20 protein-coding genes are annotated in these 23801 nt (G+C 67.7%); 8 read left to right on the top strand and 12 right to left on the bottom strand.

The features are described from left to right. Positions 1–16: 16 nt before the first annotated feature. Positions 17–1510 (bottom strand): MFS transporter, encoded by a 1494-nt coding sequence (locus DXK93_RS09610; RefSeq protein WP_119449942.1) that lies wholly within the window; start codon positions 1508–1510, stop codon positions 17–19. Positions 1511–1654: 144 nt separating this feature from the next. Between DXK93_RS09610 and DXK93_RS09605 the strand changes: the two genes are divergently transcribed. Next, positions 1655–2287, top strand: coding sequence for a TetR/AcrR family transcriptional regulator (locus DXK93_RS09605; protein WP_119449941.1), 633 nt, complete (start codon positions 1655–1657; stop codon positions 2285–2287). Positions 2288–2325: 38 nt separating this feature from the next. Here the strand turns inward: DXK93_RS09605 and DXK93_RS09600 are convergent, their stop codons facing one another. The 4 genes from DXK93_RS09600 to DXK93_RS09585 form a co-directional block, all read right to left on the bottom strand. After that, positions 2326–3276, bottom strand: a complete 951-nt coding sequence (locus tag DXK93_RS09600) for a tripartite tricarboxylate transporter substrate binding protein (RefSeq protein WP_119449940.1) — start codon at positions 3274–3276, stop codon at positions 2326–2328. A 73-nt stretch (positions 3277–3349) separates the two neighbouring features. Continuing rightward, positions 3350–4618 carry a carboxylesterase family protein gene (locus DXK93_RS09595; protein WP_119449939.1) on the bottom strand — a complete coding sequence of 423 codons (1269 nt, stop codon included), beginning with the start codon at positions 4616–4618 and terminating at the stop codon, positions 3350–3352. 145 nt (positions 4619–4763) lie between these two features. Beyond that, complete coding sequence (locus DXK93_RS09590; RefSeq protein ID WP_119449938.1) at positions 4764–5714, bottom strand: adenosine deaminase; 951 nt, start codon at positions 5712–5714, stop codon at positions 4764–4766. A 58-nt stretch (positions 5715–5772) separates the two neighbouring features. Next, positions 5773–6708 carry a LysR family transcriptional regulator gene (locus DXK93_RS09585; protein ID WP_054452654.1) on the bottom strand — a complete coding sequence of 312 codons (936 nt, stop codon included), beginning with the start codon at positions 6706–6708 and terminating at the stop codon, positions 5773–5775. A gap of 207 nt (positions 6709–6915) precedes the next feature. On the opposite strand from DXK93_RS09585, the gene DXK93_RS09580 reads away from it, so the two are divergent. The 5 genes from DXK93_RS09580 (at position 6916) to DXK93_RS09555 (ending at position 12060) form a co-directional block, all read left to right on the top strand. Next, positions 6916–7593: a hypothetical protein gene (locus DXK93_RS09580; RefSeq protein ID WP_082400867.1), complete on the top strand. Its 678-nt coding sequence runs from the start codon at positions 6916–6918 to the stop codon at positions 7591–7593. Positions 7594–7647: 54 nt separating this feature from the next. Further along, complete coding sequence (locus DXK93_RS09575) at positions 7648–9033, top strand: MATE family efflux transporter (RefSeq protein ID WP_119449937.1); 1386 nt, start codon at positions 7648–7650, stop codon at positions 9031–9033. A gap of 415 nt (positions 9034–9448) precedes the next feature. After that, positions 9449–11089, top strand: coding sequence for a lytic murein transglycosylase (locus DXK93_RS09570; RefSeq protein WP_119449936.1), 1641 nt, complete (start codon positions 9449–9451; stop codon positions 11087–11089). Positions 11090–11292: 203 nt separating this feature from the next. Further along, positions 11293–11865: a GNAT family N-acetyltransferase gene (locus DXK93_RS09560; RefSeq protein WP_119449935.1), complete on the top strand. Its 573-nt coding sequence runs from the start codon at positions 11293–11295 to the stop codon at positions 11863–11865. 9 nt (positions 11866–11874) lie between these two features. Continuing rightward, complete coding sequence (locus DXK93_RS09555) at positions 11875–12060, top strand: oxidoreductase-like domain-containing protein (protein WP_054452636.1); 186 nt, start codon at positions 11875–11877, stop codon at positions 12058–12060. 23 nt (positions 12061–12083) lie between these two features. On the opposite strand, the gene DXK93_RS09550 is transcribed toward DXK93_RS09555, so the two are convergent. The 7 genes from DXK93_RS09550 to DXK93_RS09520 all read right to left on the bottom strand — a co-directional run bounded on the left by DXK93_RS09550 (position 12084) and on the right by DXK93_RS09520 (position 20328). Beyond that, the gene (locus DXK93_RS09550; protein WP_054452633.1) at positions 12084–12521 is read right to left on the bottom strand and encodes an acetyltransferase; all 438 of its coding nucleotides are present in this window, start codon (positions 12519–12521) and stop codon (positions 12084–12086) included. A 63-nt stretch (positions 12522–12584) separates the two neighbouring features. After that, on the bottom strand, positions 12585–14324 hold the full coding sequence (locus DXK93_RS09545) for a peptidase M14 (protein ID WP_119449934.1): 1740 nt from the start codon (positions 14322–14324) through the stop codon (positions 12585–12587). A 34-nt stretch (positions 14325–14358) separates the two neighbouring features. Then, complete coding sequence (locus DXK93_RS09540) at positions 14359–15228, bottom strand: ABC transporter permease (protein WP_118934718.1); 870 nt, start codon at positions 15226–15228, stop codon at positions 14359–14361. A 5-nt stretch (positions 15229–15233) separates the two neighbouring features. Further along, complete coding sequence (locus DXK93_RS09535; RefSeq protein ID WP_054452620.1) at positions 15234–16157, bottom strand: ABC transporter permease; 924 nt, start codon at positions 16155–16157, stop codon at positions 15234–15236. Between the two features lie 207 nt (positions 16158–16364). Next, complete coding sequence (locus tag DXK93_RS09530; protein WP_054452617.1) at positions 16365–17897, bottom strand: ABC transporter substrate-binding protein; 1533 nt, start codon at positions 17895–17897, stop codon at positions 16365–16367. A 55-nt stretch (positions 17898–17952) separates the two neighbouring features. Beyond that, entirely contained in the window at positions 17953–19806 is a 1854-nt protein-coding gene (locus DXK93_RS09525) for a dipeptide ABC transporter ATP-binding protein (RefSeq protein WP_119449933.1), read from the bottom strand. A gap of 9 nt (positions 19807–19815) precedes the next feature. Further along, positions 19816–20328 (bottom strand): winged helix DNA-binding protein, encoded by a 513-nt coding sequence (locus tag DXK93_RS09520; protein ID WP_035360603.1) that lies wholly within the window; start codon positions 20326–20328, stop codon positions 19816–19818. Positions 20329–20773: 445 nt separating this feature from the next. Here DXK93_RS09520 and DXK93_RS09515 point away from each other — a divergent pair, with 445 nt between their 5' ends. Both DXK93_RS09515 and DXK93_RS09510 read left to right on the top strand, forming a co-directional pair. Beyond that, the gene (locus DXK93_RS09515; RefSeq protein ID WP_119449932.1) at positions 20774–22480 is read left to right on the top strand and encodes a ShlB/FhaC/HecB family hemolysin secretion/activation protein; all 1707 of its coding nucleotides are present in this window, start codon (positions 20774–20776) and stop codon (positions 22478–22480) included. A 55-nt stretch (positions 22481–22535) separates the two neighbouring features. Beyond that, positions 22536–23801: filamentous hemagglutinin N-terminal domain-containing protein (locus DXK93_RS09510; RefSeq protein WP_233564527.1), on the top strand; the 1266-nt coding region annotated here is incomplete at its 3' end.

Here is a 23801-nt window from a genome sequence, read left to right as displayed (position 1 = left end):
CGCCGGAATCCGCGAGTCATGCGGCGTGCAGGACGTTCTTTGCGCCGCGCGCGAGGAACAGCAACAACAGTGCCGCCAGCAACGATGCGGCGCCCGCGAAAAGCATGGCGGCATGGAAGCCGCCGGCCAGCGCGGCGGCGGCCAGTTCGGCCGCATTGGCGGGTTGCGCCGGCAGTTCATGCAAGGTGATGGCGGCCCGCGCCAGCGCCCGCGCGTCGGGCGCGCCCCGTTGCGCGAGCGAGGCCGTCAGCGCTTCGATGGCGCGTCCGCTCATCAGCGCGCCCAGGAGCGCGATGCCTATCGTCATGCCGGTCTGGCGCAGCGCGTTCATGGTGGCCGAGGCCATGCCGGAACGCTCGCGCGGCACTGTGGCCATCACGGCCATGCTGGTCGATGGCACGGCCAGGCCGGTGCCCAGGCCCAACAGGACCAGCAGGGAGCCGGACACGAGGTAAGGCGTGTGCGCTTCGAAGCGCGTCATGCCCAGCATGGCCAGGCCGATGAAGGCGAAGCCCGCGATCATCAGGCGCGGCAGGCCAAAGCGCAGGTTGAGCCGGCCGAACACCAGCGACACCAGCCCGGCCGCGGCGAACTGCGGCGCCAACTGCCAGCCAGTGGCCAGTGGCGACAGTCCTTGCACGTGCTGCAGGTAGAGCGAAAAGAAGAACAGGCTGCTGTAGGCGGAAAAGCCCAGCACGAAGGAGGCGAAGTTGGTGATGGCGAAGCCTGCGTCGCGGAACAGCCCCAGCGGCAGGATGGGCCGCGCGGCGCGGTGCTCGACCCACAGGAAGGCGAGCAGCCCGGCGGCGGCGATGGCGAGCGCGACCGTGGCTTGCGGTGCAGCCCAGCCGTGTTCGCCGGCGGCGATCAGCCCATAGGTCAGCGCGCCCAGCCACAGCACGCTAAGCGCCTGGCCCGCGGGATCGAAGGCTGCGTGTTCGGGATGGGCGCTTTCCGTGATGCTCCAGGCGCCCAGCGCGATGGCCAGCGCGCCCACCGGCAGGTTGATGAGGAAGATGCTCTGCCAGTTGAAGTGGGCGACCAGCACGCCGCCCAGCATGGGCCCCACGATGAGCGAAATTGCGTTGCACGAGGCCCAGATGCCGATGGCCTGGGCGCGTTCCTTGGGATCGGGAAAGGCCTGGGTCAGGAGCGACAGCGCGCCTGGAACCAGCAGGGCGCCGGCCACGCCCTGCACGGCGCGGCCGATCAGCAGCGCTGTAAGGTTGTCCGCCAGCCCGCAAAGCGCGGAGCCCGCCGTGAACAGCAGCACGCCCGCCAGCCAGGAACGCTTGCGGCCATAGCGGTCGCCCAGAGGTCCCGCCGACAGCATGAAGGCCGACAGGAACAGGGCGTAGGCGTCCACTACCCATTGCAGCCCCGCCATGTCGATGCGCAGGGCCGCCTGCATGGTGGGCAGCGCCACGTTGACGATGCTGATGTCCAGGATGGTGATGAAGCTGCCCAGGTTGACGGCAAGGACCAGGGCGCGGCGGCGTGCGGGATGCATGGCGGGACGCAGAGTGGGGGAAGGCGTATTCTATGCATCGACCGACCGTCGGTCAATGAAAAGAAGAACGATTCTCAGCTTTTGATCGCGGCCCTGTGCCTCCTCTACACTGGCGCCTTGCTGCTGACCTGACCCCTGGACGATATGCCCGCTGCTCCCGACGACCCGCTTTCCCTGCCTGGCCCGGACGCCGCTCCCAAGCCCCGCACCAAGCCGGCCGCCGTGCGGCTGGACGAGTTGATGGCGGCCGCGCAAGCGCTCTTCATCCAGAAGGGCGTCGAGGCCACGACCATCAACGAGATCGTGGAACGCGCCGGCGTGGCCAAGGGCACCTTCTATCACTACTTCACGTCCAAGAACGACATGCTGGCGGCGCTGCGGGCCAAGTTCTCGCAAGGGTTCCTGGACCATATCGACCGCGAAGTGCAGGCCTGTGCGCCGGAGGACGGCGTGGCGCGGCTGCGCGCCTGGACTCGCGCCGGCGTCGAGGCTTACTTCGACGGCTACGAACTGCATGATGTGGTGTTCCACGACGCCCAGCATCCCGACCGCGGCGTGGCCGAAAAGAGCGCCGTGCTGGAACAGCTGGAAGCCATACTCGAGGCCGGCGCGCGCGCCGGCTGCTGGAAGCTGGACGACGCGGCGCTGGCCGCCATTGTCCTGTACCACGGCATGCATGGCGCGGTGGACGCTTCCATCGCGCAGGGCCGGCGGGACGCGCAAGCGCTGTCCGGCCCCTTGTCGGCGATGTTCCTGCGCACGCTGGGAGCGGGCTGAGGGGCGTCGCACCGAACTCAGCGCCGCCGCATGCGCCGCTATTGCAGCTTGATGCCCAGCTCCTTGATCAGCGGTCCCATGTCGGCGCGGTCGGCTTCGATGGTCGCGGCCAGTTCCTCTGGCGTGCTGCCGATGGGAATCATGCCCAGGGTTTCCATCTGCGCGCGCATCGCGGGTTCCTTCAGTATGTCCGCCACTGATTTCTGGATCAGCGCCACGCGGTCGTCCGGAATGCCGGCGGGCGCCATCAGTCCGATCCAGGGCTGCGGCGCGTAGTCCTTCAGTCCGGATTCCTTCAGCGTGGGCGTGTCGGGCAGGCCGCCGAAGCGCTCCGGGCTGGTGATCGCCAGCGCGCGCAGGCGGCCGCTGTCGATCAGGCCCTTGGAACTCGAAGGCGCGTCCAGGCCCACGTCGAGCTGGCCGCCGATCAGGTCGTTCTGCGTCTTGCCCGACGAAGACGAGGGCACGTACAAGGCCTTGATGCCGGCGCGCCGCGCCGTCTGTTCCCAGACCAGGTGGAACGCCGTGCCGATGGAGAACGAGCCCACGCTGAGGTTGCGCGTCTTGCTTTCGCGCACGAAGTCTTCCCAGGTCTTGAGCGGACTGTCCTTGGGCACGATGAAGATGAAGGGCGTGCGCGCCACCAGCGAGATCGGCTTGAGGTCCTTCTGCGTATCGAATGGCAGGCTGTCCACCGCGAAGGGCACGATGGTGACGGACGAGGCCACGACCATGCCCAAGGTGTAGCCGTCGGGCGCGGACTTGACCAACGCGCCGGTGCTGATGATGCCGGACGCGCCCGGCTTGTTCTCCACCACCACGGGCTGGCCCCAGGCAGCGCCCAGTTTGCTGGCCAGCACGCGCAGCATGACGTCCACGGGACCGCCGGGCGGGTTGGACACGATGATCTTGACGGGTTTGTCGGGATAGGCGGCGGCAGCCGCCAGCGGCGCCAGCAGCGCCAGCGCGAGCGCGGTTTGCTTGAACATGGAATTCCCCTTGTTTTGGTGTGTTTGATGCGCGGGCAGCGTCCGCCCGCGGCCCCGCACATGCCGTCCCGGTTCAGGCCAGGATCTGCATGTGGGGGGCCGGCGGCCAGCCTGGCGCGTCGCCGCGGATGAACGCGATCCACGCCTGCTGCGTGGCGTGAGCAAGCTGCCGCGCCTGTTCCGCCGGCAGGCCGGCAAGCATGGGCGCGCCGGCGAATGCCGCCAACGTGTCGAAGACGAAGGGCAGCTCGATGCAATGGCAGGCGCCGAAGGCCGCCGTGGGCGCCACGTCAAAGCGCGCCAGCCAGGCTTGGCGGCCTTGGGCCGCGGCGTCGGCGGCCCACTGGCGCGAGGGCGCGCCGAATACCTCGTCGCCCAGGTCCTGGTCGGCAGCTGTGCGGCCATTGCCGGGAAAGGCGGCCATTTCGTCGCGCGTGTAGCAGACCAGCACGTCCGCGCGGGACGAGGCCCGCTTGAGCGCGGGGGCGATATCGTGCGGCAGTATTGCGCCGTCGAGCACCGGCGCGAACTGGCTACGGCTGCTGCCTTCGGCGCGCAGCGTTTCGGCGACGGCGGGCGCCTGCTGCGCCGCCAGCAATGCCGCCACGGGCAGTGCGCGCGCGGCATCCAGGGAATCGGCGCCCGCGGCCGCGAGGAAGGCCTGTCCCAGCGCATCGGCCTGCTTTGCGCTGCGAAACCCCCGGCCCAGCGCCGCGCTTTGCAGGATGGCGCGGGAGAAGCGCGGCTGGCGCGCCAGCATGGCGCAGATCGAGGATGCGCCCGCCGACTGGCCCATGACGGTGACTTGCTCGGGATCGCCGCCCAGGTCCTGGATGTTGTCCAGCACCCAATCGATGGCGGCTTCCTGGTCCAGCAGGCCTGCGTTGGCCGTCTGGCCAGGCACGTACAGCCAGCCCAGCGCGGCCAGCCGGTAGTTGACCGCGACCACCACCATGTCGCCGCGCTGCGCGAGGTTCGCGCCGTCATACCAGTCCAGCGCGCCGCCGCCGCTTTGCCAGGCGCCGCCATGCAGCCACACGACCACCGGCCGCCGCCTGCCGTCGGCGGCGGGCGTCCATACGGTCAGGTGCAGGCAGTCCTCGGATTGTTCGGCGTCGAAGTCGCCCATGGCGCCGCGCAGGCGCGAGGGCTGTTGCGGCGCGACCGGTCCCGGCCGGGTGGCGTAAAGCTTGCCGCGCCATGCTGCGGGCTGCGGCGGTGCGAAGCGCAGGCGGCCAACGGGCGCCTGCGCGTAGGGAATGGCGCTGTAGCGGCACACGCCGCTCTCCTGCACGCCGGTCAGCGTGCCTGCCTGCAGCGACGCTTCCACGAACTGACTCATATCCTGCCCCTTGTTTCTGGTCTGTAGCCCGGCCGCGGCAGGCGCCGCGGCGGTCGGACTATGGTAGGGAGGAATGGGCCGCGCCAGGCATGCAGGTTTTGAACATTGCCATGCGCAATCCGCATGGCTGGGGCCGGAGCGCCGGCTACTTGAGGATGCGCGCGTCCAGGCTGTTGTCCGCCAGGGCCTGGGCCTGCGCCCGCGACATGCCCAGATGCTCGTACAGCGCGTGGAAGTTCTCGTTGACGTAGCCGCCGAAATACGCGGGATCGTCGGAGTTGACGGTGACCTTCACGCCCGCGTCCAGCAGCGACAGGATGTTGTGGTCGCGCATGTGCTGGAACACGCGCAGCCGGGTGTTGGATAGCGGACAGACCGTCAGCGGGATCTGCTCGTCGATCAGGCGCGCAATCAATTTCGGGTCTTCGGCGGCGCGCACGCCGTGGTCGATGCGCAGCACCTTCAGCAGGTCCAGCGCTTCCCAGATGTATTCCGGCGGGCCTTCCTCGCCGGCGTGCGCAACGCCCGGCAGTCCCTCGGCGCGGGCGCGGTCGAACACGCGCTGGAACAGACGCGGCGGAAAGCCCATTTCGCTGCTGTCCAGGCCGACGGCGATGAACGTGTCGCGGTGGGGCAGGGCGGCTTCCAGGGTGCGCATGGCCTGCTCTTCGGGCAGATGACGCAGAAAGCTCAGGATCAGTCCGCTGCTTACGCCCAGCTGCTTGCGGCCGTCTTCGAGGGCCTGGTTGATGCCGGTCAGCACTACGTCGAACGGCACGCCGCGATCGGTATGGGTCTGCGGGTCGAAGAAGGGTTCGGTATGAACGACGTTCTGCTCGCGGCACTTGAGCAGATAGGCCCAGGTCAGGTCGTAGAAATCCTGCTCGGTGCGCAGCACGTCCGCGCCGCGGTAATAGAGGTCCAGGAATTCCTGGAGATTGCCGTAGTCGTAGGCCGCGCGCAGGGACTCGATGTCCGGCCACGGCAGCGCCACGCCGTTGCGCTGCGCCAGCCGGAACAGCAGCTCGGGTTCGAGCGAACCTTCCAGGTGCAGGTGCAATTCCGCCTTGGGCAGTGCGTTGAGCCAGTCGTACATGGGTGCTCCGATCAAAAAGTGTTGCCTGTCCAGAATAACGCGCAACGCGCCGGCAGGCTCAGGCCGTCAATGCGACGGCGTCGGCCTGGATGGCGAGCTGGAGCTGGGCGGCGAAGGCGCGCGCCTGCCGCGTGCTGGGGCGGTCGCGGCGCCAGATGGCCGCCAGCGGCGACTTGCGCAGGACCGGCCGGTCGGCCAGGACCACCAGCTCGCCGCGCGCCTGCCGGATAGCGGCCACGCTGCCGGGCAGCATCCACAGATACAGGCCGTCCAGCAGCATTTCGCGGCCGAATTCCAGCGACAGGGCGCCGATCATATCCGGAATCGCCAGCCCCGCCTGGCGCAGCGACATTTCCAGTTCGCCGCGGATGCGGCTGCCGGGCAGGGCGGTGATCCAGGGATAGGCCACGTAGTCGGCCAGCGTGGCGCCGGGCTGGCCGGCCAGCGGATGATGCGTGGCGCAGGCCAGCACTACCGGATCTTCCAGCAGCGTGGTGGAGCGGTAGACCTGCGGATTGACGGTGGACGAGAAGCGGCTGATCAGCACGTCCAGCGCGCCGGCGTCCAGGTCTTCGATCAGCCGTTCATGCGTGCCGATTTCGATGGTGAGCGTGATGCGCGGATAAGCCTGGCGGTAGGCGCGCGCGGCCTCGGCCACCGGCCAGCCCGCGAACATCGAAAAACAGCCTACCGTCAGGCTGCCCTCGTCGCCGCGCGAGACCGCGGCGAGATCGATCTCAGCCTTGCGGAAGTCGGTGAGCAGCAGGCGGGCATGGCGGCACATGGTTTCGCCCAGCGGCGTGCAGGTGGTGCCGCGGGCGGTGCGTTCGAACAGCCGCGCGCCGACCAGCTCTTCGATCTCGGCGATGGCGCGCGACAGCCCCGACTGTGTGCTGTGCAATTGCGTGGCGGCCTTGGACAGGTTGCCCAATTCGGCGACGGTCAGCACGATTTCCAGATGCCGGATGCGGAGCTTGCCTCGGAACGGTGTCATGGCGCGGGTCGGAAGGGAGTAGCCGATTATTCTCTCCCGGCGCGCGCTTGGCAACGCGGTGCGGGATTCGGCCGGCCGGGATTCGGCCGGCCGGGATTCGGATATAGTTCGCGCCAGACCGATAGTCGGACGCGCGGCCTGGGCCAGCGCGGCGGCCGGCAAGAGCAGAGGGCAGGCATGAAGGCAGCGGTGTGCGGCGCGTGGAGAGTGAGCAGGCTTGCAGCGGCGGCGCTGGCTGCGCTGGCTTTGAGCGGCTGCGGCGCATCCCGGGTCGACGGGGTGTCGGTTGCCTGGCCTCCGTTTCGGGACGGGACGCTTGCGGCGCTGCCATCGGATCCGGCCGAATGCCCGGATCTGGCCGGCGTCTATCGGGCGCAAGGCGAGTTCGTGTCTGGCGACCGCGAGGCCGGCGCATCGATGGACCTGCGCAAGTTCCTGCAGTATCCCCTGGACCTTCCGGGCATGTCCGACAACCCGTTGCCGGAATGGCGTTCCGGACCCGAGGCCACTGTGGCTTTCACGGCCGCCGCGGACGGATGGGAGATATTGGCGCTGGACGGGCAGGGCGCGCGCGCCTTGGGCCGCCTGCCGCAGTTGAACGGCGAGCAGGATCCTGCCGCCCTGCCTGGCGCGGCCCAGCCTTCCAGGCCGGATGGCATCCGGCGCCTTGGCGGTTGCACGCAGGGCCGGCTGTGGATCAGCGTGCGGCACGACTGGCGCCAGTACGAGTCCATGGGTGTGCGGCGCCACGTGGCGCTGCTGCGGCCCGAGGCGGGAGGCCTGCTGGTGACGGTGGGCCGGGAATCCGACACCATCGGCCTGTTGCCCTGGTATTCGAATGAGGGCAGCGTGTACCAGTATTGGTTCGCGCCCGCGGGCCGCTGAACGCGGGCCTGGCAATTCACCGCGCGGTCTGACCGCGCTCCATCCACGATCCTCATGACCTCTGAAAACCTGTCCACCGCCGCATCCGACCCGCGCGCCCGCTTCGTCTCCGGGCCGATGGGCCCGCATGTGCTGGAAATGGTCCTGACCGGCTGGGCCAGCATGCTGGCCGTGTTCGCGGTGGAGTTCCTGTCGCTGCTGTACCTGGGCACGCTCAAGGACGAGGCGGTGCTGGGCGCGGTGGGCTTCGGATCGATGACGCAGTTCACCATCATCTCGGTCTGCATCGGCGTGAGCGTGGGCGGCACTGCCCTGGTGTCGCGCGCGCTGGGGGCGGGCGATGCGCCGCGCGCCCGCGCGCTGGCGGGCGCCTCGCTGGTGCTGATGGTTGCCGCCGCGCTCGTGTCCGGCGCGTTGTTCCTGGCCGTGATCGGCCCCTACACGGCAGCCATCGACCTGGCGGAGGACGTGCGCGCGCATCTGCTGTCCTACGTGCTCATCACGACCCCGTTCGCGGTCGTGATGGGCGTGGGCATGATGCTGTCCAACCTGTTGCGCGCCGCCGGCCATGGCCGCCAGTCCATGTGGGTGCTGCTGGCGGGGACGGCGGCGGTCGCGGCGCTGGACCCGCTGGTCATCTTCGTGCTGGACGGCGGCATGGAGGGCGTGGCCTGGGCCGGCGGCATGGGCCGCCTGGTCACGGTGGCGCTGGGCGCCTGGCTGGTGTTCGGCAAGCATCGCCTGGTGACTTGGCCCGCCGGCGCCGCGCTGCGCGCGCACCTGGCCGCAATTGGGCGGATCGCCTTGCCTGCCGCGCTGACCACGCTGGCCACGCCCGCGGCAGTCATCTTCACCCTGTCCACATACGCCGGCTTCGGCTCCAGCGTGATGGCGGGCGCCACCGTGGTGGACCGGGTGCTGCAACTGGCCTACGCGCTGTTCTTCGTACTGCCCGGCGCCATCGGACCCATCCTGGGGCAGAACCTGGGCGCAGGGCAATGGGACCGCGTACAGGAGACGGCGCGCGTGACCGCGCGCTGGTCCTTGACGTATGGCTTCGGCGTAGCGGTCCTGCTGGCCTTGCTGGCGCCCTGGATGCCGGATCTGTTCCAGGTGACCGGACCTGGGCGCGACCTGATCGTTTTTTTCTGCCGCTACGGCAGTTTCGCCTGGGCGCTCAACAGCCTGTACTTCGTCGCCGTCGCGGTGTTCAACAACCTGGGCTATGCCACGTACTCCACCGCCATCGGCTGGCTGCGCGCTACCGTGGGCACCTTGCCCTTCGTCTGGCTGGGCGCGCATTACGGCGGCCCGGAAGGCGTGTTGGCGGGGCAGACCGTGGGCTTTGCCCTGTTCAGCCTGATCGCCATGCTGCTGTGCCGGCGCGTGCTGCGCGCGCCGCCCGCGAGCGCGGCGGCGCAAGCGCGGCAGGCTGCCTAATGCACGGTTTTCGGATCCCCTTCATGGGTAGATGCCGTGAGCCGGTGACCGGGCGGAGGGATCCGAAGCGCAGCCCCACCGGGGCGAGCATCGGAATCCCGCAGTCCGGACGCCGGCGGCTCAAGAACCGTGCTTCCCAAAACCGAAGTGCGGGTGGCAGGGATTCGAGCTTGCGGATGTCAGAGTCCTTTAGCCGCCGAGGCCACCCTGCGCCATTCCGATGCTCGCCCCGGTGGGGCTGCGCTTCGGATGGCTCCGGGCAGCCTCGGCTGAGAGTCGTCTAGGGCGCCGCGAAGTCGCTTCCAGCCTGCAAGGCGTTTGGGCGGCAATGCGGGCGGGCCTGCCCAGGAGGCCGTTCGATTTTGACGGTCGGTCGCGGTACGATCCCGGCTGACTTCGATTTTTCAGGATTGCCATGCGTCAGCGTTCCGTACGCCTTCGAATCGACACCTTCTCCCGTGTGCTGCTGGCCGCGGCTTTTGCCGCCGCCGCAGCCGGCGCCGCTCAGGCGCAGGGGCCTGCTTCAGCCACTGGATCGCGCGCCCAGCCGTCGGTGCCGGTGCAGACCCTGCCGGCCCTGACGCCCAAACGCAGCTTCGACGACGCTCCCGCGCCAGCCGCCACCGCGCCGGCGGCTCCGGCCGATGACCGGGCCGGCCAGGTGTTGCCTCCCAGGTCGGCTGCGCCCGCGCCGGCAAGCTTGCCCGCGCCCGCGACCTTGCCTGCGCCCGCGGCGGCTCCGGCCGCTGCCGTCCCGGCGGCGACCGCTGCGCCTGCCGCAACGGCTGCGCCGGCTGCCACCGCGGCGCCCGCCGCCACCGCCACCCCCGCGCCCACGGTCATCATCCCGACCGAACTCGACACCAAGGCCTGCATCGCCAAGCTGCGCAAGGGCGCCACGGCCAACGGCCTGACCGTGGCCGATTGGGACAAATACACCGCCAACGCCAAGCTGCTGCCCACCACGGTCGCATCGGCCAAGGGCCAGCCCGAGGGGCGCGAGGCCTGGTGGGACTACATCGCCAAGACCGTGGACGAAGAGCGCGTGCGCGACGGCCTGGGGGTGCTCGCCAAGTATGGTCCGCAACTGTCGGCCATCAGCCAGCAATACCAGGTGGATCCGGCCACGCTGGTCGCGATCTTCGGCATCGAGACCAACTACGGCCGCCAGGTCGGCAGGACCAATGTGCTGGACGCCTGGCTGACGCGCGCCTGCACCGAGAACAAGTCGCTGTGGGAAAAGAACGCCTACGCCTCGGTGCGCCTGCTGCGCGACGGCGTGGTGCCGGCGGACAGCTTCGTCGGTTCCTGGAGCGGCGCCTTCGGCATGACGCAGTTCATCCCGACCTCGTTCTATGAACTGGCCGCCGATGGCGACGGCAACGGCAAGATCGATCTCTACAACTCGCTGCCCGACGCGTTGGCGTCGACCGCCAATCACCTGCGCAAGCGCCGCGCCAAGTGGACGCACAGCCTGCCCGCCGTGATCGAAGTGCGTGTGCCGGCCGAGCTGGCCTCTGCCATTCCGGCCTCGCCCGAAGCCGAATACGTGGGCTCGCAGGACCGCCGCACGATAGCCCAGTGGGCCCAGGCCGGCGTGAAGCAGGGCAACGGCTCGGCCTTGAAGTTGGCGTCGGGCAACGAGGAGCAGGCCTATCTGTTCGCGCCCACGGGTTCCGCTGGCCCGGTGTTCCTGGCGACCGTGAATTTCGACGCCATCCTGCATTACAACCAGTCGCGCCGCTATGGCTTGGCGGTGTCGATGCTGCTCAATCGCCTGCAAGGCGGTCCGGATCTCGTCGCGGCCTGGCCCACGGACGACCCCGGCCTGTCGCGCGCGCAGATCAAGGAGCTCCAGGAGATGCTCTACGGCCTGGGCTATGACGTAGGCGTGGCCGACGGCATCCCGGGCAGCAAGACCCGCGATGCCGTGCGCGAAGAACAGGTCAAGCGCAAGCTGCCGGAAGACGGCCGCGTGGGCAAGCGCATCTACGACGCCATCAAGGCCACCTGGCCGCCCGCGGCGATCCAGGCTCGGCCTGCAGCCCAGCAATGACAGAGGCTTCCGGCACGCAGGGCTACGGTGAAAACGCCGCGGCCCTGGCGGACCAGTACGAGAGCATCGCGTTCGCGGACGTGCACCGCAGCTGAAAGCCACGCCCCGGGGCCGGCCTCGGCCCGGGGGATTCGTCCGTTGGACGATGGGCCGGCGGGCCGTCCGCCGGTATCATTTCCGTCACGCCATTCCTTCCGCCCGCCATGTCCGCCGCACTGCTCCCCGACACTTTCCAGACCGCCCGGCTGCAAGCCCGGCGCATGGACGAAACTGATTTTTCCTTCATTGCCGCGATGCATGCGGACGAGCGCCTCATGGCCACCATGGGAGGCACCCGGACGGACTCGGCCAGCCGCCGCTATCTGTTGCAGAACGTCGAGCATTGGGCCGAGCTGGGCTACGGCATGTATGTGCTGGCCGACCGCGCCAGCGGCGCGCTGGCGGGCCGCGCGGGCTTGAAGCGCACCCAGTCGCGGGGCTGCGACGAGGTCGAGGTCGCCTATGCCTTCCTCCCCGCGAGCTGGGGCATGGGATATGCCACCGAAATCGCCCAGGCGCTGCTGTCGTTGGGATTCGGGCGCTTGCCGGTCGAGGCGCTGTCGGCCGTGGCGCTGGAAGAGAATGCCGCGTCCTGCCGGGTGCTGGAAAAATGCGGCATGCGCCAGGTTGGCGGGGCGGGAGCGGGCGGCGCTGGCAAGCGTCGCTACGAAATCCGCCGCGCCGAATGGCCGCTGCCAGAGGCGGACGCGGCGGCTGGCGCCGGGCTTCGGCGCTAAGATTCGGGTATGAGCACCAAGCAGATCCCCGACGACGACCCGCAACCCGTTCCGCCCGTCGCGCCCGAACCCGAAGAGTGTTGCAACAGCGGCTGCATCCCCTGTGTCTATGACACCTACAACGAAGCCATGGACGATTACCGGGAAGCGCTGAAAGCCTGGCGGGCCAGGCATCCGGAGCAATCCAAAGGCTAGGCGCCTGGCGGGGCGGGCAGGCGTCAGCCCGCCAGCTTCATGTGGATGATGGGACGAGGGCGACCCGCGTCGTCGTGCTCCGAGCGGCCCACGTCCTCGAACCCGTAGTGCTTGTAGAAGCCGTGGGCCTGGGGATTCTGTTCGTTGACGTCCACCACCAGGGTGCCGTGCAGCGAGCGCGCGAAGTTCAGCAGGCGCCGGCCAGCTCCCTTGCCGCGCTTGTTGGCATCCACGAACAGCATCTGGACCTTGTTGCCGTTCAGGCCCATGAAGCCAGCGACTTCGCCGGCATCGTCCTCACAGACCCAGACCCGCACCGAAGGCAGGTCGGTATTGAGCACCTGCGGGTACATGGCCTGGATTTCCTTTTCCGTCAGGAACGTGTGGGTGGCGCGTACCGAACGGAGCCAGATGTCCACCAGGGCCAGGTCATCGCCGTGGTTGCGTTCTCGGATATTCATTTTTCTAATGGTTTTACAGGTCGGGTGCCGGCGCGGTCCTTGGCTACGCCGGTCTTTTTGCCGCTAGAGCCCTGCGCGGTAGAGCTCGGTCGCCGCCAGGACGGTTTCCATCTGCACAGTATGCGCGAAAACGAAGCGCTCGCCGTAGACGGTTTCATCCGGAAACTCGGAAATCAACGCCATGGGCAGGTCTTCGCGGTCGCTTTCGCTGATCTGCACCGGGATGCCGTTAAGCACGTCGAATCCGGTTTCGAGCGCGTGCGCCTGGAATAGTTCAAGTTGTCGCGCATTGAACTCGACCAGGCCGGGAACGGTGCGGGCCAGCCTGGCGGTAACGCCCTCGATCAGGCGGCGGGCGCGGTCGCCCCAGCCCGGGTGATGGCGTAGCACCAGGAAGAAGCCCTTGGGGATGGTCCACAGCTCGAAATGGCGAGGCAGGTAGCCGGACAGCGGCCGGGTCCATTCATGGGCGGGATAGCCGTGCAGGTTGATGTGCAGCTGCGCGCCGCTGATCGCATGCGCCTGGTGGCGGCCTTCGCGTTCGAAGAACGGGGCGCGCTCGCGGTAGGCGATGTCGTCGCCCAGCGCGCTGTAGCGCGAGGCGTGCAGCATGTGGCGCGGGTGGTGCGCGCGCAGGCGGTTGAACAGCGCGTAGCCATCGGGATTTTCGGCGGCGATCAGGGCGAAGTGCGCGTCGCCGCGCTCGGCCAGCGTTTGCGCCGCGCGCAGGGCGCCGACGACGCCAGAGGTTTCGTTGGCGTGCTGCGCGCCCGAAATGAAGACCGCGGGACCGGGGCCGCGCAGGTAGGTGCCCAGCACCGGACGGCCCTGGCGCGATACGGCCTGGAAGGAGTCTCCGCCGAACGCCGCCATACAGCTGGCGATCTGGCCTGCCGACAGCGGTTCGCGGGCCTGGGCCAGCGGTGCAGCCAGCGGCGCGGGCGCAACGGGCGCCAGGGCGCCGAAATGCTCCAGCGAGATCTGCACGCGCGCCGCGCCGTCGTGGCGGCGGATGTCGGGAATGATCTGGCCGGGTTGCAGGCCGCGGTCGCCGGACGGGCGGCCCGAGTGTTTCTGGAAATGTTCCAGCAGCGAAAAATAGATGTCTTCGTGCAGCGCCTCGAAGGTGCTGACGATTTCCTCGTCCACCGGCAGGGCGAAGTCGATGCCCGGCAGATCCACGCGGATTTCCAGGCGTTCGAAATAGGGCTCGTGCGCGCCCCAGGCATGGTTGCGCACCGTGTCCAAGATGGCGCGGAACGCCTGCTGGTATTCGGTGGCCTGGGCGGCATCGGTCTGAAGCGCGCCTTCGGCGTCGCGCACGCGCAGCCAGCCGGTGGGCGACAGTTCGGGCGTGCCGTCCTGGGCGTACCCGACCTGGTTGGGCGCATAGACGCGGGTATCGAGCTCGCGGCCATCGGCGTAGCGCAGGCTGACGTCATAGTGCAGGTCATCGGCGCCGGGCTGCATGGCGACGTCCACGCCTTGCAGCAGCGCGATGAGCGGATAGGCTTCCAGCGTGAAGCGCTTGGCCTGTGCATGTTCGTGCAGCGGATAGCGCACCACGACGGACGCCAGCCCTTCGCGCTCGACCTCTTCCAGGAAGTAGTGCAGCAGCGGCTTGTACGCGCTGCGAAAGCGCGCCGTGACGCCGGCTTGCGCCAGGCGTTCCTGGGCCGCGCGGCGCGCTTCCACGCCTTCGAACAGCCAGCCTTCCACGACCGCGCCGCGCCAGGCCGGCGCCATGTAGGCGTGGGTCCAGGCGTCCAGCGTGCGGTCGAATGTTTTTTCCAGCAAAGACATACTCGATATTCCTTTCAGGCGGACCGGGGCGGCTTCAGACCTTGCCGGTCGGATCCAGGCGGTCGCGCAGCCAGTCGCCCAGCAGGTTCAGGCCCAGCACCGTCAGCATGATGGCCAGGCCCGGGAAGACGCTGACCCACCAGGCCGTCTGCATATACGTGCGGCCGTCGGCAAGCATACCGCCCCAGCTCGGGATCATGGGGTCCACGCCCAGGCCCAGGAAGGTCAGGCTGCTTTCCAGCAGGATGTTGTTGGCGACGTTCAGCGTCATCAGGATGACCAGCGGACCCAGCAGATTGGGCACGATGTGGTGGCGGATCATGGCCAGGTCGCGCACGCCGAAGGCGCGGGCGGCCAGCACGAACTCACGCTCGCGCAGGGCCAGGACCTGGGCGCGCACCAGGCGCGCGTATTGCACCCACTGCGACACGATCATGAAGAAGATGACGTTGAACAGCCCGCCGCCCAGGATGGCGATGAAGGTGATGGCCACCAGGATGAACGGCAGCGCCAGCTGCACGTCGGCAAAGCGCATGACGATCATGTCCCAGAAGCCGCGGTAGTAGCCGGCGATCAGGCCCATGACGATGCCCAGCAGCGCGCCGCCGACGACCGAGGCGAAGCCCACCGTCAGCGAGATCTTGCCGCCGACGATGACGCGGGCCAGCACGTCGCGGCCCAGCGGGTCGGTGCCGAAGGGGTGGGCCGCAGAGGTAAAGGGAGCCATCAGGCGGGCGGCCAGGTCCATGGCTTCGCCGCCGTCGGGAAACAGCCAGCCGGAGGTCAGCACCAGCACGATCATGGTGCCAGTCAGCAGCGCGCCCAGCACGAATTCCAGCGAGCGGTAGCGGCTGCGGGGCTTGGCCGCCTTGGGAGCGGCGGCGGTGGGGGTAGTAGTCTGCATAAGGCTCAGCGCGTGCGGATGCGGGGGTCGACGATGCCGTAGGCGATGTCGACGATCAGGTTGACCAGGACGATGACGGAGGCCAGCACGGTGACCGTGCCCTGCAGCACCGGGTAGTCGCGGCCGGAGATGGCGTCGAACGCCAGCGTGCCCAGGCCGGGCCAGTTGAAGACCATTTCAATGACCACGATGCCGCCGATCAGGCCGCCGAACTGCAGGCCCAGGTAGGTGATGAGCGGAATCGCGCAGTTGCGCAGCGCGTGCTTGTACAGCACCACGCGTTCCTTCAGGCCCTTGCTGCGCGCCACCATGATGTATTGCGCCGACAGCGTTTCCAGCATGGTGGTGCGCACCAGGCGGATATTGGTGGCGCTGAGGATGATGGCCATCGTCAGCGACGGCAGCACCAGGCTGGCCGGCCCGCTCCAGCCGGACGGCGGCAACAGCGGGAAGGTGATCGACAGCAGCAGCACCAGCATCAACGCCAGCCAGAAGTTGGGAAAGGACAGCCCCACCAGCGACAGGATGCGAATCGCCTGGTCCGTGGTCTTGCCGCGCTTGATCGCGGCCTGGATGCCCAGCGGCAGCGAGATCAGGATCGACGCCAGCAGCGAGGTGAACGCCAGCATCAGCGTGGCGGGCAACGCATCGCCGATCAGCTTGGCGACCGACGTGCCACCCATGAAGCTGCGGCCGAAATCGCCATGCAGCAGCCCCTGCATATAGGACAGGTACTGCTCGTAGAAGGGACGGTTCAGCCCCAGCGCCTGGCGGATATTGGCCAGGTCCTGCTCGGTGACGCTGCCCGAGCCCTGGCTGAGCATCAGCGCAGGGTCGCCGGTCAGGCGCACGGCATAGGAGACGAGCAGCGTCACGGCCACGATCACGAAGACGGCCTGCAACACGCGTTTGATGAGAAATCCGGTCATAAATCACCGTCCCGGCTTGCGCCGGAACGGGTCGGTAAGGTTAATGCCTCAAGGCAGCGCCAAAAGCATTCCAAAAAAGTGCCGGTTGTTCATAGCGTCATCACGCCAATAGCAACCGGTCCTCCCCCAGCGGGATGCCGCGGAGCCGGCTTTGCCGGTCCGCAGGCATGCCCCCTGGGGGGAAGCGCGCAGCGCTTCGGGGGGGCGTCAGTCCACAGAGGCGTTCAGGAACCGGAAGCGGATGTCGCCCGGAACCTCCAGATCCTTCACGCGCTTGTTCACCCCGACGATCGTGTTCAGGCTGTACAGCGGCATTTCCAGCGCCTGGTCGGCCACGTAGCCGGCGATCTCCTGCAGCATGGCTTCGCGCTTCTTCACGTCATAGACCGTGCGCTGCGCTTCCAGCATGCCGTTGAGCTTGGCGTCGTTGTCGTACGGGTTCCACTTCTGGCCCGTGTGGTACATCAGGTAGGCCGTGTTGTCGTAGTCGTAGGTCCAGCCGCCCCACTGGTTCTGCCACATTTCGCCGGTCTTGCCGCCGGGGATGATGTCGTTGAGCAGCACGCCGGTTTCATACGGCTTGATCGTGGCGCGCACGCCCACGCCTTGCAGATAGCCCGACACGGCCTGGGCCACTTCGCGGAAGTTCGAATCGCTGCCGCGGACGTCGATCTGCACGGTGGCGCCAGGCTTCACGCCAGCGGCGGCCAGCAGCTTCTTGGCTTCGGCGGGGTTGAAGGGCAGGGGCTTCTGCTCGGGGTTGTAGCCGAAGGACTGCGGACCCTGGAAGCTGGCGATGGTCTTGGCCTGGCCCAGCAGCAGTTGCTTGACGATGGCGTCGCGGTCCACGGCCATGATCAGCGCGCGGCGCACGTCGCGGTTCTGCGTGATGCCGCTCTTGGTGTTGTAGCGCAGCGCGAAAGCGACCGGGCCGCCGGTGGAGATGACATCGGCGTTGCCGGACTTCTTCACGGTTTCGATCAGGCCCAGCGGGATCAGGGTGGCGACGTCGATGCGGCCAGCCTGCAGCTCGGCGACTTGCGTGCCCGGCTCGCCGATGAAGCGGTAGACCACCTTGTCCAGCTTAGGCTTGCCGCCCCAGTAGTCGTCATTGCGCGCCAGCGTCACGTTGACCTTGGGCTGGTAGCTTTCGAACTTGAACGGGCCGGTGCCGACCGGGTTGGTGTTGAAGTTGTCTTCGCCCTTTTCCTTGATGTACTTGGGCGGCACGATCATGGCGCCATAGCCGGCCAGCTTGGTCAGCAGGACCGGATCGGGCTGCTTCAGGATGAAGTCCACGGTGTATTCGTCCACCACCTTGATCTCGCCGATCGAGTCGTAGTTGGACTTCTGCGGACCCTTGGCGCCTTCCGCGCCCAAGAGGCGCTCGAAGGTGAACTTCACGGCTTCGGCGTTGAAGGGTTCGCCGTTGTGGAACTTGACGCCTTCGCGCAGCTTGAAGCGCAGGCGCTTGTTGTCGTCCAGGTATTCCCAGCTGGTGGCCAGCCCCGGCTGCAGCTTCAGGTCGGCGCCGCGCATGGTCAGGCCGTCATACAGGTTGCTGCCCACCGAACCCCAGAAGGTCACGAAGGTGTCGATCGGGTCCCAGCTGCCCGGGTCCTGGTTGATGGCGACATTGAGCGTGCCGGCGGCGTGAGCGCTCGTGAAGACTGCGGGCAGCGCGCCGCCCAGCGCCAGAGCCAGGGCGGTGGCGGTGTAGGTTTTGCGTAGGGAGAGCATGTTCAACTCCAGGAACGGGAAGCCGGACGGGCCGACGTGAAAAAGGATATGCGGCTCAAGCCGCGCGGGCCACCTGGTGGCCGGGCGCGAATTCAACCAGGGGAATGATGGCGGGTTCGTCGCCGACGCGCCGCACCGGGCTGGGAATCTCGCCTTCGATCAGCGAGGTGTCGATGTGGCGGCCGGGCTCGGCCACCGGCACGGCGGCCAGCAGCTTCTTCGTGTACGCGTGTTGCGGCGATTCGAAAATCTGGCGGCGGGTGCCGAGTTCGACGATCTGGCCCAGGTACAGGACCGCGACGCGGTGGCTGACTTTCTCCACCACCGCCATGTCGTGCGTGATGAACAGATAGGACAGGCCGCGGTCCTTTTGCAGGTCCATCAGCAGGTTCAGGATCTGCGCCTGGATCGACACGTCCAGCGCCGACACGGATTCGTCCGCGATGATCAGTTTGGGATTGCTGGCCAGTGCGCGCGCAATGCAAACGCGCTGGCGCTGCCCGCCCGAGAATTCATGCGGGTAGCGCTTGGCGTGTTCGGGCTTCAGGCCGACCTGCTCCAGCAGTTCGCCGATGCGGCGGGCAATGGCGTCTTCGCTGGTCAACAGGCCGTGCGTGCGGATCGGTTCCGCGATGCTGAACGCCACCGTCTTGCGCGGATCCAGCGAGGCGTAGGGATCCTGGAAGATGTACTGGATCTCCTGGCGCAGGCGTTGGCGGCCGGCGCTGTCCATCGAAAAGATGTCCTGGCCGTTGTAGCGCACGGCGCCCGAGGTCGGCGCCACCAGCTGCTGCAGGGTCTTGCCGATGGTGGACTTGCCGCTGCCGGACTCGCCCACCAGCGCCAGCGTTTCGCCGGGATAGACGTCGAAGCTCACTTCCTCGACGGCGTGCACGCGGTGCGTGACCCGGCCGAAGAAGTTGTGGCCCACGTCGAAGCGGGTGGTCAGTTTTTCCACGCGCAGCACGGGCTCGTCGTAGCGCGCGGTGTCCTGCTCGCGCGTCTCGCCCACTTCGCGCAGCGTGTCGCCTTCCAGCACGGTCTGCGGCGTGCGCAGCGGCAGGTCGCGGCCCGTCAGGCTGCCCAGGCGCGGCACCGCCGCCAGCAACGCGCGGGTGTAGGGATGCTTGGGCGCGTTGAAGATCTCGTCCACGGTGCCTTGCTCGACCTTCTTGCCGCGCAGCATCACCACCACGTCGTCGGCCATTTCCGCGACCACGCCCATGTCATGGGTGATGAAGATCACCGCGGTGCCCAGGTCGCGCTGCAGTTCGCGGACGGTGTTCAGGATCTGCGCCTGGATGGTGACGTCCAGGGCCGTGGTCGGCTCGTCGGCGATCAGCAGGCGCGGCTGGCACGACAGCGCCATCGCGATCATCACGCGCTGGCGCATGCCGCCCGACAACTGGTGCGGGTAGCGGTCCAGCATTTGTTCGGCGTCCGGCAGGCGGACCTTCTCCAGCAGTTTGCGCGCCGCCTGGCGCGCGGCCGAGCGCGACAGCTGCTGGTGCAGCATGATGGCCTCGACGATCTGGTCGCCGACGGTGAACACCGGGTTCAGCGAAGTCATCGGCTCCTGGAAGATCATCGCGATGTCGTTGCCGCGGATGGCGCGCATGTCTTCGTCGGAAGCCGCGGTCAGGTCGATCTCGCGGTCGGCGCTGTCGCGGAACAGGATCTGTCCCGTGGCGATGCGCCCGTTGGTGTAGTCCGTCAGGCGCATGATGGCCATGGACGTGACCGACTTGCCTGAGCCCGATTCGCCGACGATGGCCAGCGTCCTGCCGGGGCGCACCTCGAAATCCAGGTTGTCGACGGCGCGGAACACGCCGTTTTCGGTATTGAAGTCGACCGACACGCCGCGCACGGACAGCAGCGGGGCGGAAGTAGATGCGGTGGTGCTAGACAACTTGGATTCTCACAGGGAGGTGGCGGCGCGGGCGGCCTGGTCGTACAGGCCCGAGAGGGCGCGCAGAGTGTTGGCCAGTTGATGGCTGGCGTCGTCCGCCGCGGGGGAGTCGATGAAGGGTTTGACGAGGCATTGCTCGCGCACTTCGGCGTAGCGCTGGATGGCGGCCGCGCCGGCGTCGGTCGCCGTGTAGATCACTTCCTTGCCCGTCTTGGCGCTTTGCACCACGCCCAGGCGCTCGAGTTTCTTCAACGAGTAGTTCACCAGATGGGTGTCCTCGACGTTGAGCGTGAAGCAGATGTCCGCCAGCTTCTTGCCCCGGCCGCGGTGGAACACGTGGTTGAGCACCAGGATGTCCAGCGAGGTCAGCTCGGGCAGTCCCGCACAGGCCATGCAGCGCACCATCCAGCGGTTGAACGCGTGCGAGGCGATGATCAGGCCGAATTCGACTTCGGAAAGCTCGGGGGCTGAAGAGGCCAGATGGGAGGAGGAAACAATGGCGTCCCGGACGGATACAGGCATGGGCTGGGAGGGGAAGGGGACGGATCGGCGATAAAACGTTGGCGAATTATTGACGATTTGTTGATATGCCCGTATCGGGGATAACCCGTGTGCAAGCGGCCGGTCCTAGGTTTTGCCGCCAGATCTCGAACTTCTCCTATTTGCCCGCGACGCGTGTCCGCGTAAAAAAAAGCTGCCGGCTCGCGAACTTCGAACTGCTTGCGATTTGTTTCACATCAAATCGCTTCTACTGCGATCGTGATAGTTCCGGGCTACGGAACTATGGCATTCACGCATGAATTTGCGCTTCTTTATGCTCTAAATTCCACCAATTCCGTTAATTTATGAGCTTATACATTCAGATATTTATTGTTATTAATTGTGTTTTAAGGCAAACTCGAAACACATTTGGTTTCATAAAGCGATAACAAGGAGCGCCGCGCACGTCCGCAGGCGCCATACCGGCATGAATCACTATTGGCGTCTGCGCATGGCCACGGGCATGTTGGCGGCTGGCTTTTTCCCGGCTGGATCCGGTGCGCAGCCGCTGCCCGAAGCAGCGGTGCGCGCCACCGAAATCGAACGTCGCCAAGAACAGGAACTTGGAGCGCAGCGCGCCCGAGCGGCCGAACGGCCGGACGTGCTGTCGCCCGCCGCGCCCGCCGCCGGCGGCCTGGTCCTGCCGGTCGAAACGCCTTGCTTCGCCCTGAAGGAAGTCGTCTGGGACGGAGCGCAGCCCGCTGAATCGCTGGCGCGCGCAGCCGATGCCGTCGTTGGCCATTGCGTGGGCGGCCTGGGGTTGCGGGCCTTGCAGGAACATCTGATCGGCCTGCTGATCGATCGCGGACTCGTCACGGCGCGGGTGGTCGTGCCGGAACAATCCCTGGCCGCGGGCACGCTGACGCTGCGCTACCTGCCGGGCCGCATATCCGCCGTCAAGGGCGAGGGCGCCATCGGCTGGTGGCGCACGGCCTTGCCCACGGGGCCGGGCGGCGAAGTGAACCAGCGCGACCTGGACCAGGCGCTGGAAAACATTCGCAGGCTGGGCAGCCAGGCCGATGCGTCCATCGACGTCGCGCCCGGGCCGGAGCTGGGCGATTCCGACATCCTCATCCGTCCCGGCACCGGCAAGCGCTGGCATGGATACATCGGCGGCGACAACGCCGGCATGGACGCCATCGGCAAGTACCAGGTCAACGCCGGCCTGACCCTGGACTCGCCCCTGTTCCTGTACGACCAGTTGTCGGTGTCGTGGAACAGCAATGCGCGCTGGCGTGACGCCGAGTCGAACACGCGCGCCGCCTCGCTGAACTACAGCATTCCCTTCGGCTACTGGACCTTCTTTGCCGGCGCCAGCAAATCCACCTACCGCCAGACCGTGGCCGGCTTCGATGAACCCATCATCTACGGCGGCACGACCAAGCAGGTGCAGGCAGGCGTCTCGGTGGTGCCGTATCGCAGCGCCACCTACAAGGGCACGGCATCGCTGACGCTGCTGCGCAAGCGCACCACCAGCACGCTCAACGACGTGGACATCGAGGTGCAGCGGCGCGACGTCACCGGCTACGAGTTCAACCTGGGGCATCGCCACTATCTGGGCCGCGCCGCGCTGGACGTCGGCGGGGGCGTGCGCGGCACGCTGACCGGGCTGTCCGACCAGCCGGGCTACGTCTATGGCGATCCGGATTGGAACGGCCGCAGCACCATACTTTCGGCCAATGCGGGCCTGTATCTGCCGTTCGAACTGGCGGAGCAGCCCTTGGCCTACCAGCTGAATTGGCAGATCCAGCACGCCAAGACGCCCATCGTGCCGTCCGACTACTTCACCATCGGCAACCGCTATGCGGTGCGGGGTTTCGACGGGCAGATGACGCTGGCCGCCGAGGACGGCTGGACCTTGCGCAACGACTTGTCGCTGGGCCTGGACAAGCTGCTGCGCGTGCCCGGCCACCAGTTGTACACGGGCCTGGACGTGGGCCGGGTGGGCGGTCCGTCGGCGGCGTCGCTATCCGGCCGCACGCTGGTCGGCGCCGTGGCCGGGCTGCGTGGACGGCTCGCCATGTCCTATGTCAATGCCAGCTATGACCTGTCTGCCGGCTGGCCGCTGAAAAAGCCCGAGTCCCTGAAAACCGCTTCGACCATGTTCGCGGCGGTGCTGATGTTCGAGTTCTGATCCGGCGGCCTTGCGCAGCCAAACCGCAGTCCATCCTTAGTCCAACCGGATACGCATGATGTCCAAGCTTCGCTCCCTGATAGTCTGGTCCGTCGTCTTCACCCAGGTCTGGTCGCCAGTATTGGCGCAGACCTTGCCGATTTCGGTGGACAAGAGCGTGGCGGGAGCGAAGCCCTCCGTCGGCGTCAGCAACGGCGTGCCGGTCATCAACATCGCGCCGCCGTCGGCGGGCGGCGTGTCCAACAACCGCTACACGCAGTTCAACGTCGGCCCGTCCGGCGCGGTGCTCAACAACAGCGGCGGCGCCAGCCAGACCCAACTGGCGGGGCAGGTCGGCGGCAACCCCATGCTGGGCAATCAGCGCGCCAGCACCATTCTCAACCAGGTCACCGCGCCCAACCCGTCGCAACTGCTGGGCACGATGGAGGTGGCCGGCAACCGCGCCAACGTGATCGTCGCCAACCCGGCGGGCATTACCTGCAACGGCTGCGGCTTTCTGAATGCGGACCGCGCCACCTTGACCACGGGCAAGCCCCAGGTCGGACCGGACGGCAGCATCGGCTTCGATATTGCTTCGGGCAAGATCCGCGTCGAAGGCGCCGGCTTGAACGGCGCCAACCTCAGCCAGGTGGACCTGCTGGCGCGCACGCTGGAGATCAACGCGGACGTGTGGGCCGACAAGCTCAACGTGACCGCAGGCGCGGCGCGCGTCGACTATGCCACGGGAGCCGTGTCCGCCCAGGCGGGCGAAGGCGCGGCGCCGGAGGTGGCGCTGGATACCGCGGCGCTGGGCGGCATGTATGCCAATAGCGTGCGCCTGATCGGCACCGAGGCCGGCGTGGGCGTGAACATCGGCGGCAACCTGGTGGCGCTGACCGGCGACCTGCAGGTCACGGCGGCGGGCGACGTCCGGATTGCGCCGCGCGGCACCGCGCAGGCGGCGGGCAATCTGCGCGTGGACAGCGGCGGCGATCTGTCTGTCCAAGGCGCGGCACAGGCCGGCGGGACTGCCGCGCTTGCGGCTACGCGCGACGTTTCCGTGCAGGGCGCGGCCGGCGCGGGCGGCGCCTTGACGCTCGATGCTGGCGGCGATGTGGCTGTCGGCGCACAGGGCAGCCTGCGCACGCAAGGCGCCTTGCGCATGGCGGCGGGCAAGGATCTCTCCTTGTCGGGAGGCTTGCTGACTTCGGATCAGGACTTGCGTGCGCAAGCCGGACGCAATCTGAAGGTGGCGGGCCAGGCGGTCGCGCCGCAGCCGGGGCAAGGCGGGAACACGGGTGGCGGGACCGGCGGGGGGGCAGGAACCGACAATGGTTCGGGC

Source organism: Achromobacter sp. K91, assembly GCF_003576205.1.
Lineage (GTDB): Bacteria > Pseudomonadota > Gammaproteobacteria > Burkholderiales > Burkholderiaceae_B > Achromobacter > Achromobacter aegrifaciens.
This window is presented reverse-complemented; position numbering and strand designations above follow the sequence as displayed.

Coding starts and splice junctions, on each gene's coding strand:
- DXK93_RS09520 (WP_035360603.1), bottom strand. CDS start 20,328: ATGCCTGTATCCGTCCGGGACGCCATTGTTTCCTCCTCCCATCTGGCC.
- DXK93_RS09515 (WP_119449932.1), top strand. CDS start 20,774: ATGAATCACTATTGGCGTCTGCGCATGGCCACGGGCATGTTGGCGGCT.
- DXK93_RS09570 (WP_119449936.1), top strand. CDS start 9,449: ATGCGTCAGCGTTCCGTACGCCTTCGAATCGACACCTTCTCCCGTGTG.
- DXK93_RS09595 (WP_119449939.1), bottom strand. CDS start 4,618: ATGAGTCAGTTCGTGGAAGCGTCGCTGCAGGCAGGCACGCTGACCGGC.
- DXK93_RS09550 (WP_054452633.1), bottom strand. CDS start 12,521: ATGAATATCCGAGAACGCAACCACGGCGATGACCTGGCCCTGGTGGAC.
- DXK93_RS09575 (WP_119449937.1), top strand. CDS start 7,648: ATGACCTCTGAAAACCTGTCCACCGCCGCATCCGACCCGCGCGCCCGC.
- DXK93_RS09585 (WP_054452654.1), bottom strand. CDS start 6,708: ATGACACCGTTCCGAGGCAAGCTCCGCATCCGGCATCTGGAAATCGTG.
- DXK93_RS09545 (WP_119449934.1), bottom strand. CDS start 14,324: ATGTCTTTGCTGGAAAAAACATTCGACCGCACGCTGGACGCCTGGACC.
- DXK93_RS09605 (WP_119449941.1), top strand. CDS start 1,655: ATGCCCGCTGCTCCCGACGACCCGCTTTCCCTGCCTGGCCCGGACGCC.
- DXK93_RS09610 (WP_119449942.1), bottom strand. CDS start 1,510: ATGCATCCCGCACGCCGCCGCGCCCTGGTCCTTGCCGTCAACCTGGGC.
- DXK93_RS09560 (WP_119449935.1), top strand. CDS start 11,293: ATGTCCGCCGCACTGCTCCCCGACACTTTCCAGACCGCCCGGCTGCAA.
- DXK93_RS09535 (WP_054452620.1), bottom strand. CDS start 16,157: ATGACCGGATTTCTCATCAAACGCGTGTTGCAGGCCGTCTTCGTGATC.
- DXK93_RS09530 (WP_054452617.1), bottom strand. CDS start 17,897: ATGCTCTCCCTACGCAAAACCTACACCGCCACCGCCCTGGCTCTGGCG.
- DXK93_RS09540 (WP_118934718.1), bottom strand. CDS start 15,228: ATGCAGACTACTACCCCCACCGCCGCCGCTCCCAAGGCGGCCAAGCCC.
- DXK93_RS09600 (WP_119449940.1), bottom strand. CDS start 3,276: ATGTTCAAGCAAACCGCGCTCGCGCTGGCGCTGCTGGCGCCGCTGGCG.
- DXK93_RS09555 (WP_054452636.1), top strand. CDS start 11,875: ATGAGCACCAAGCAGATCCCCGACGACGACCCGCAACCCGTTCCGCCC.
- DXK93_RS09590 (WP_119449938.1), bottom strand. CDS start 5,714: ATGTACGACTGGCTCAACGCACTGCCCAAGGCGGAATTGCACCTGCAC.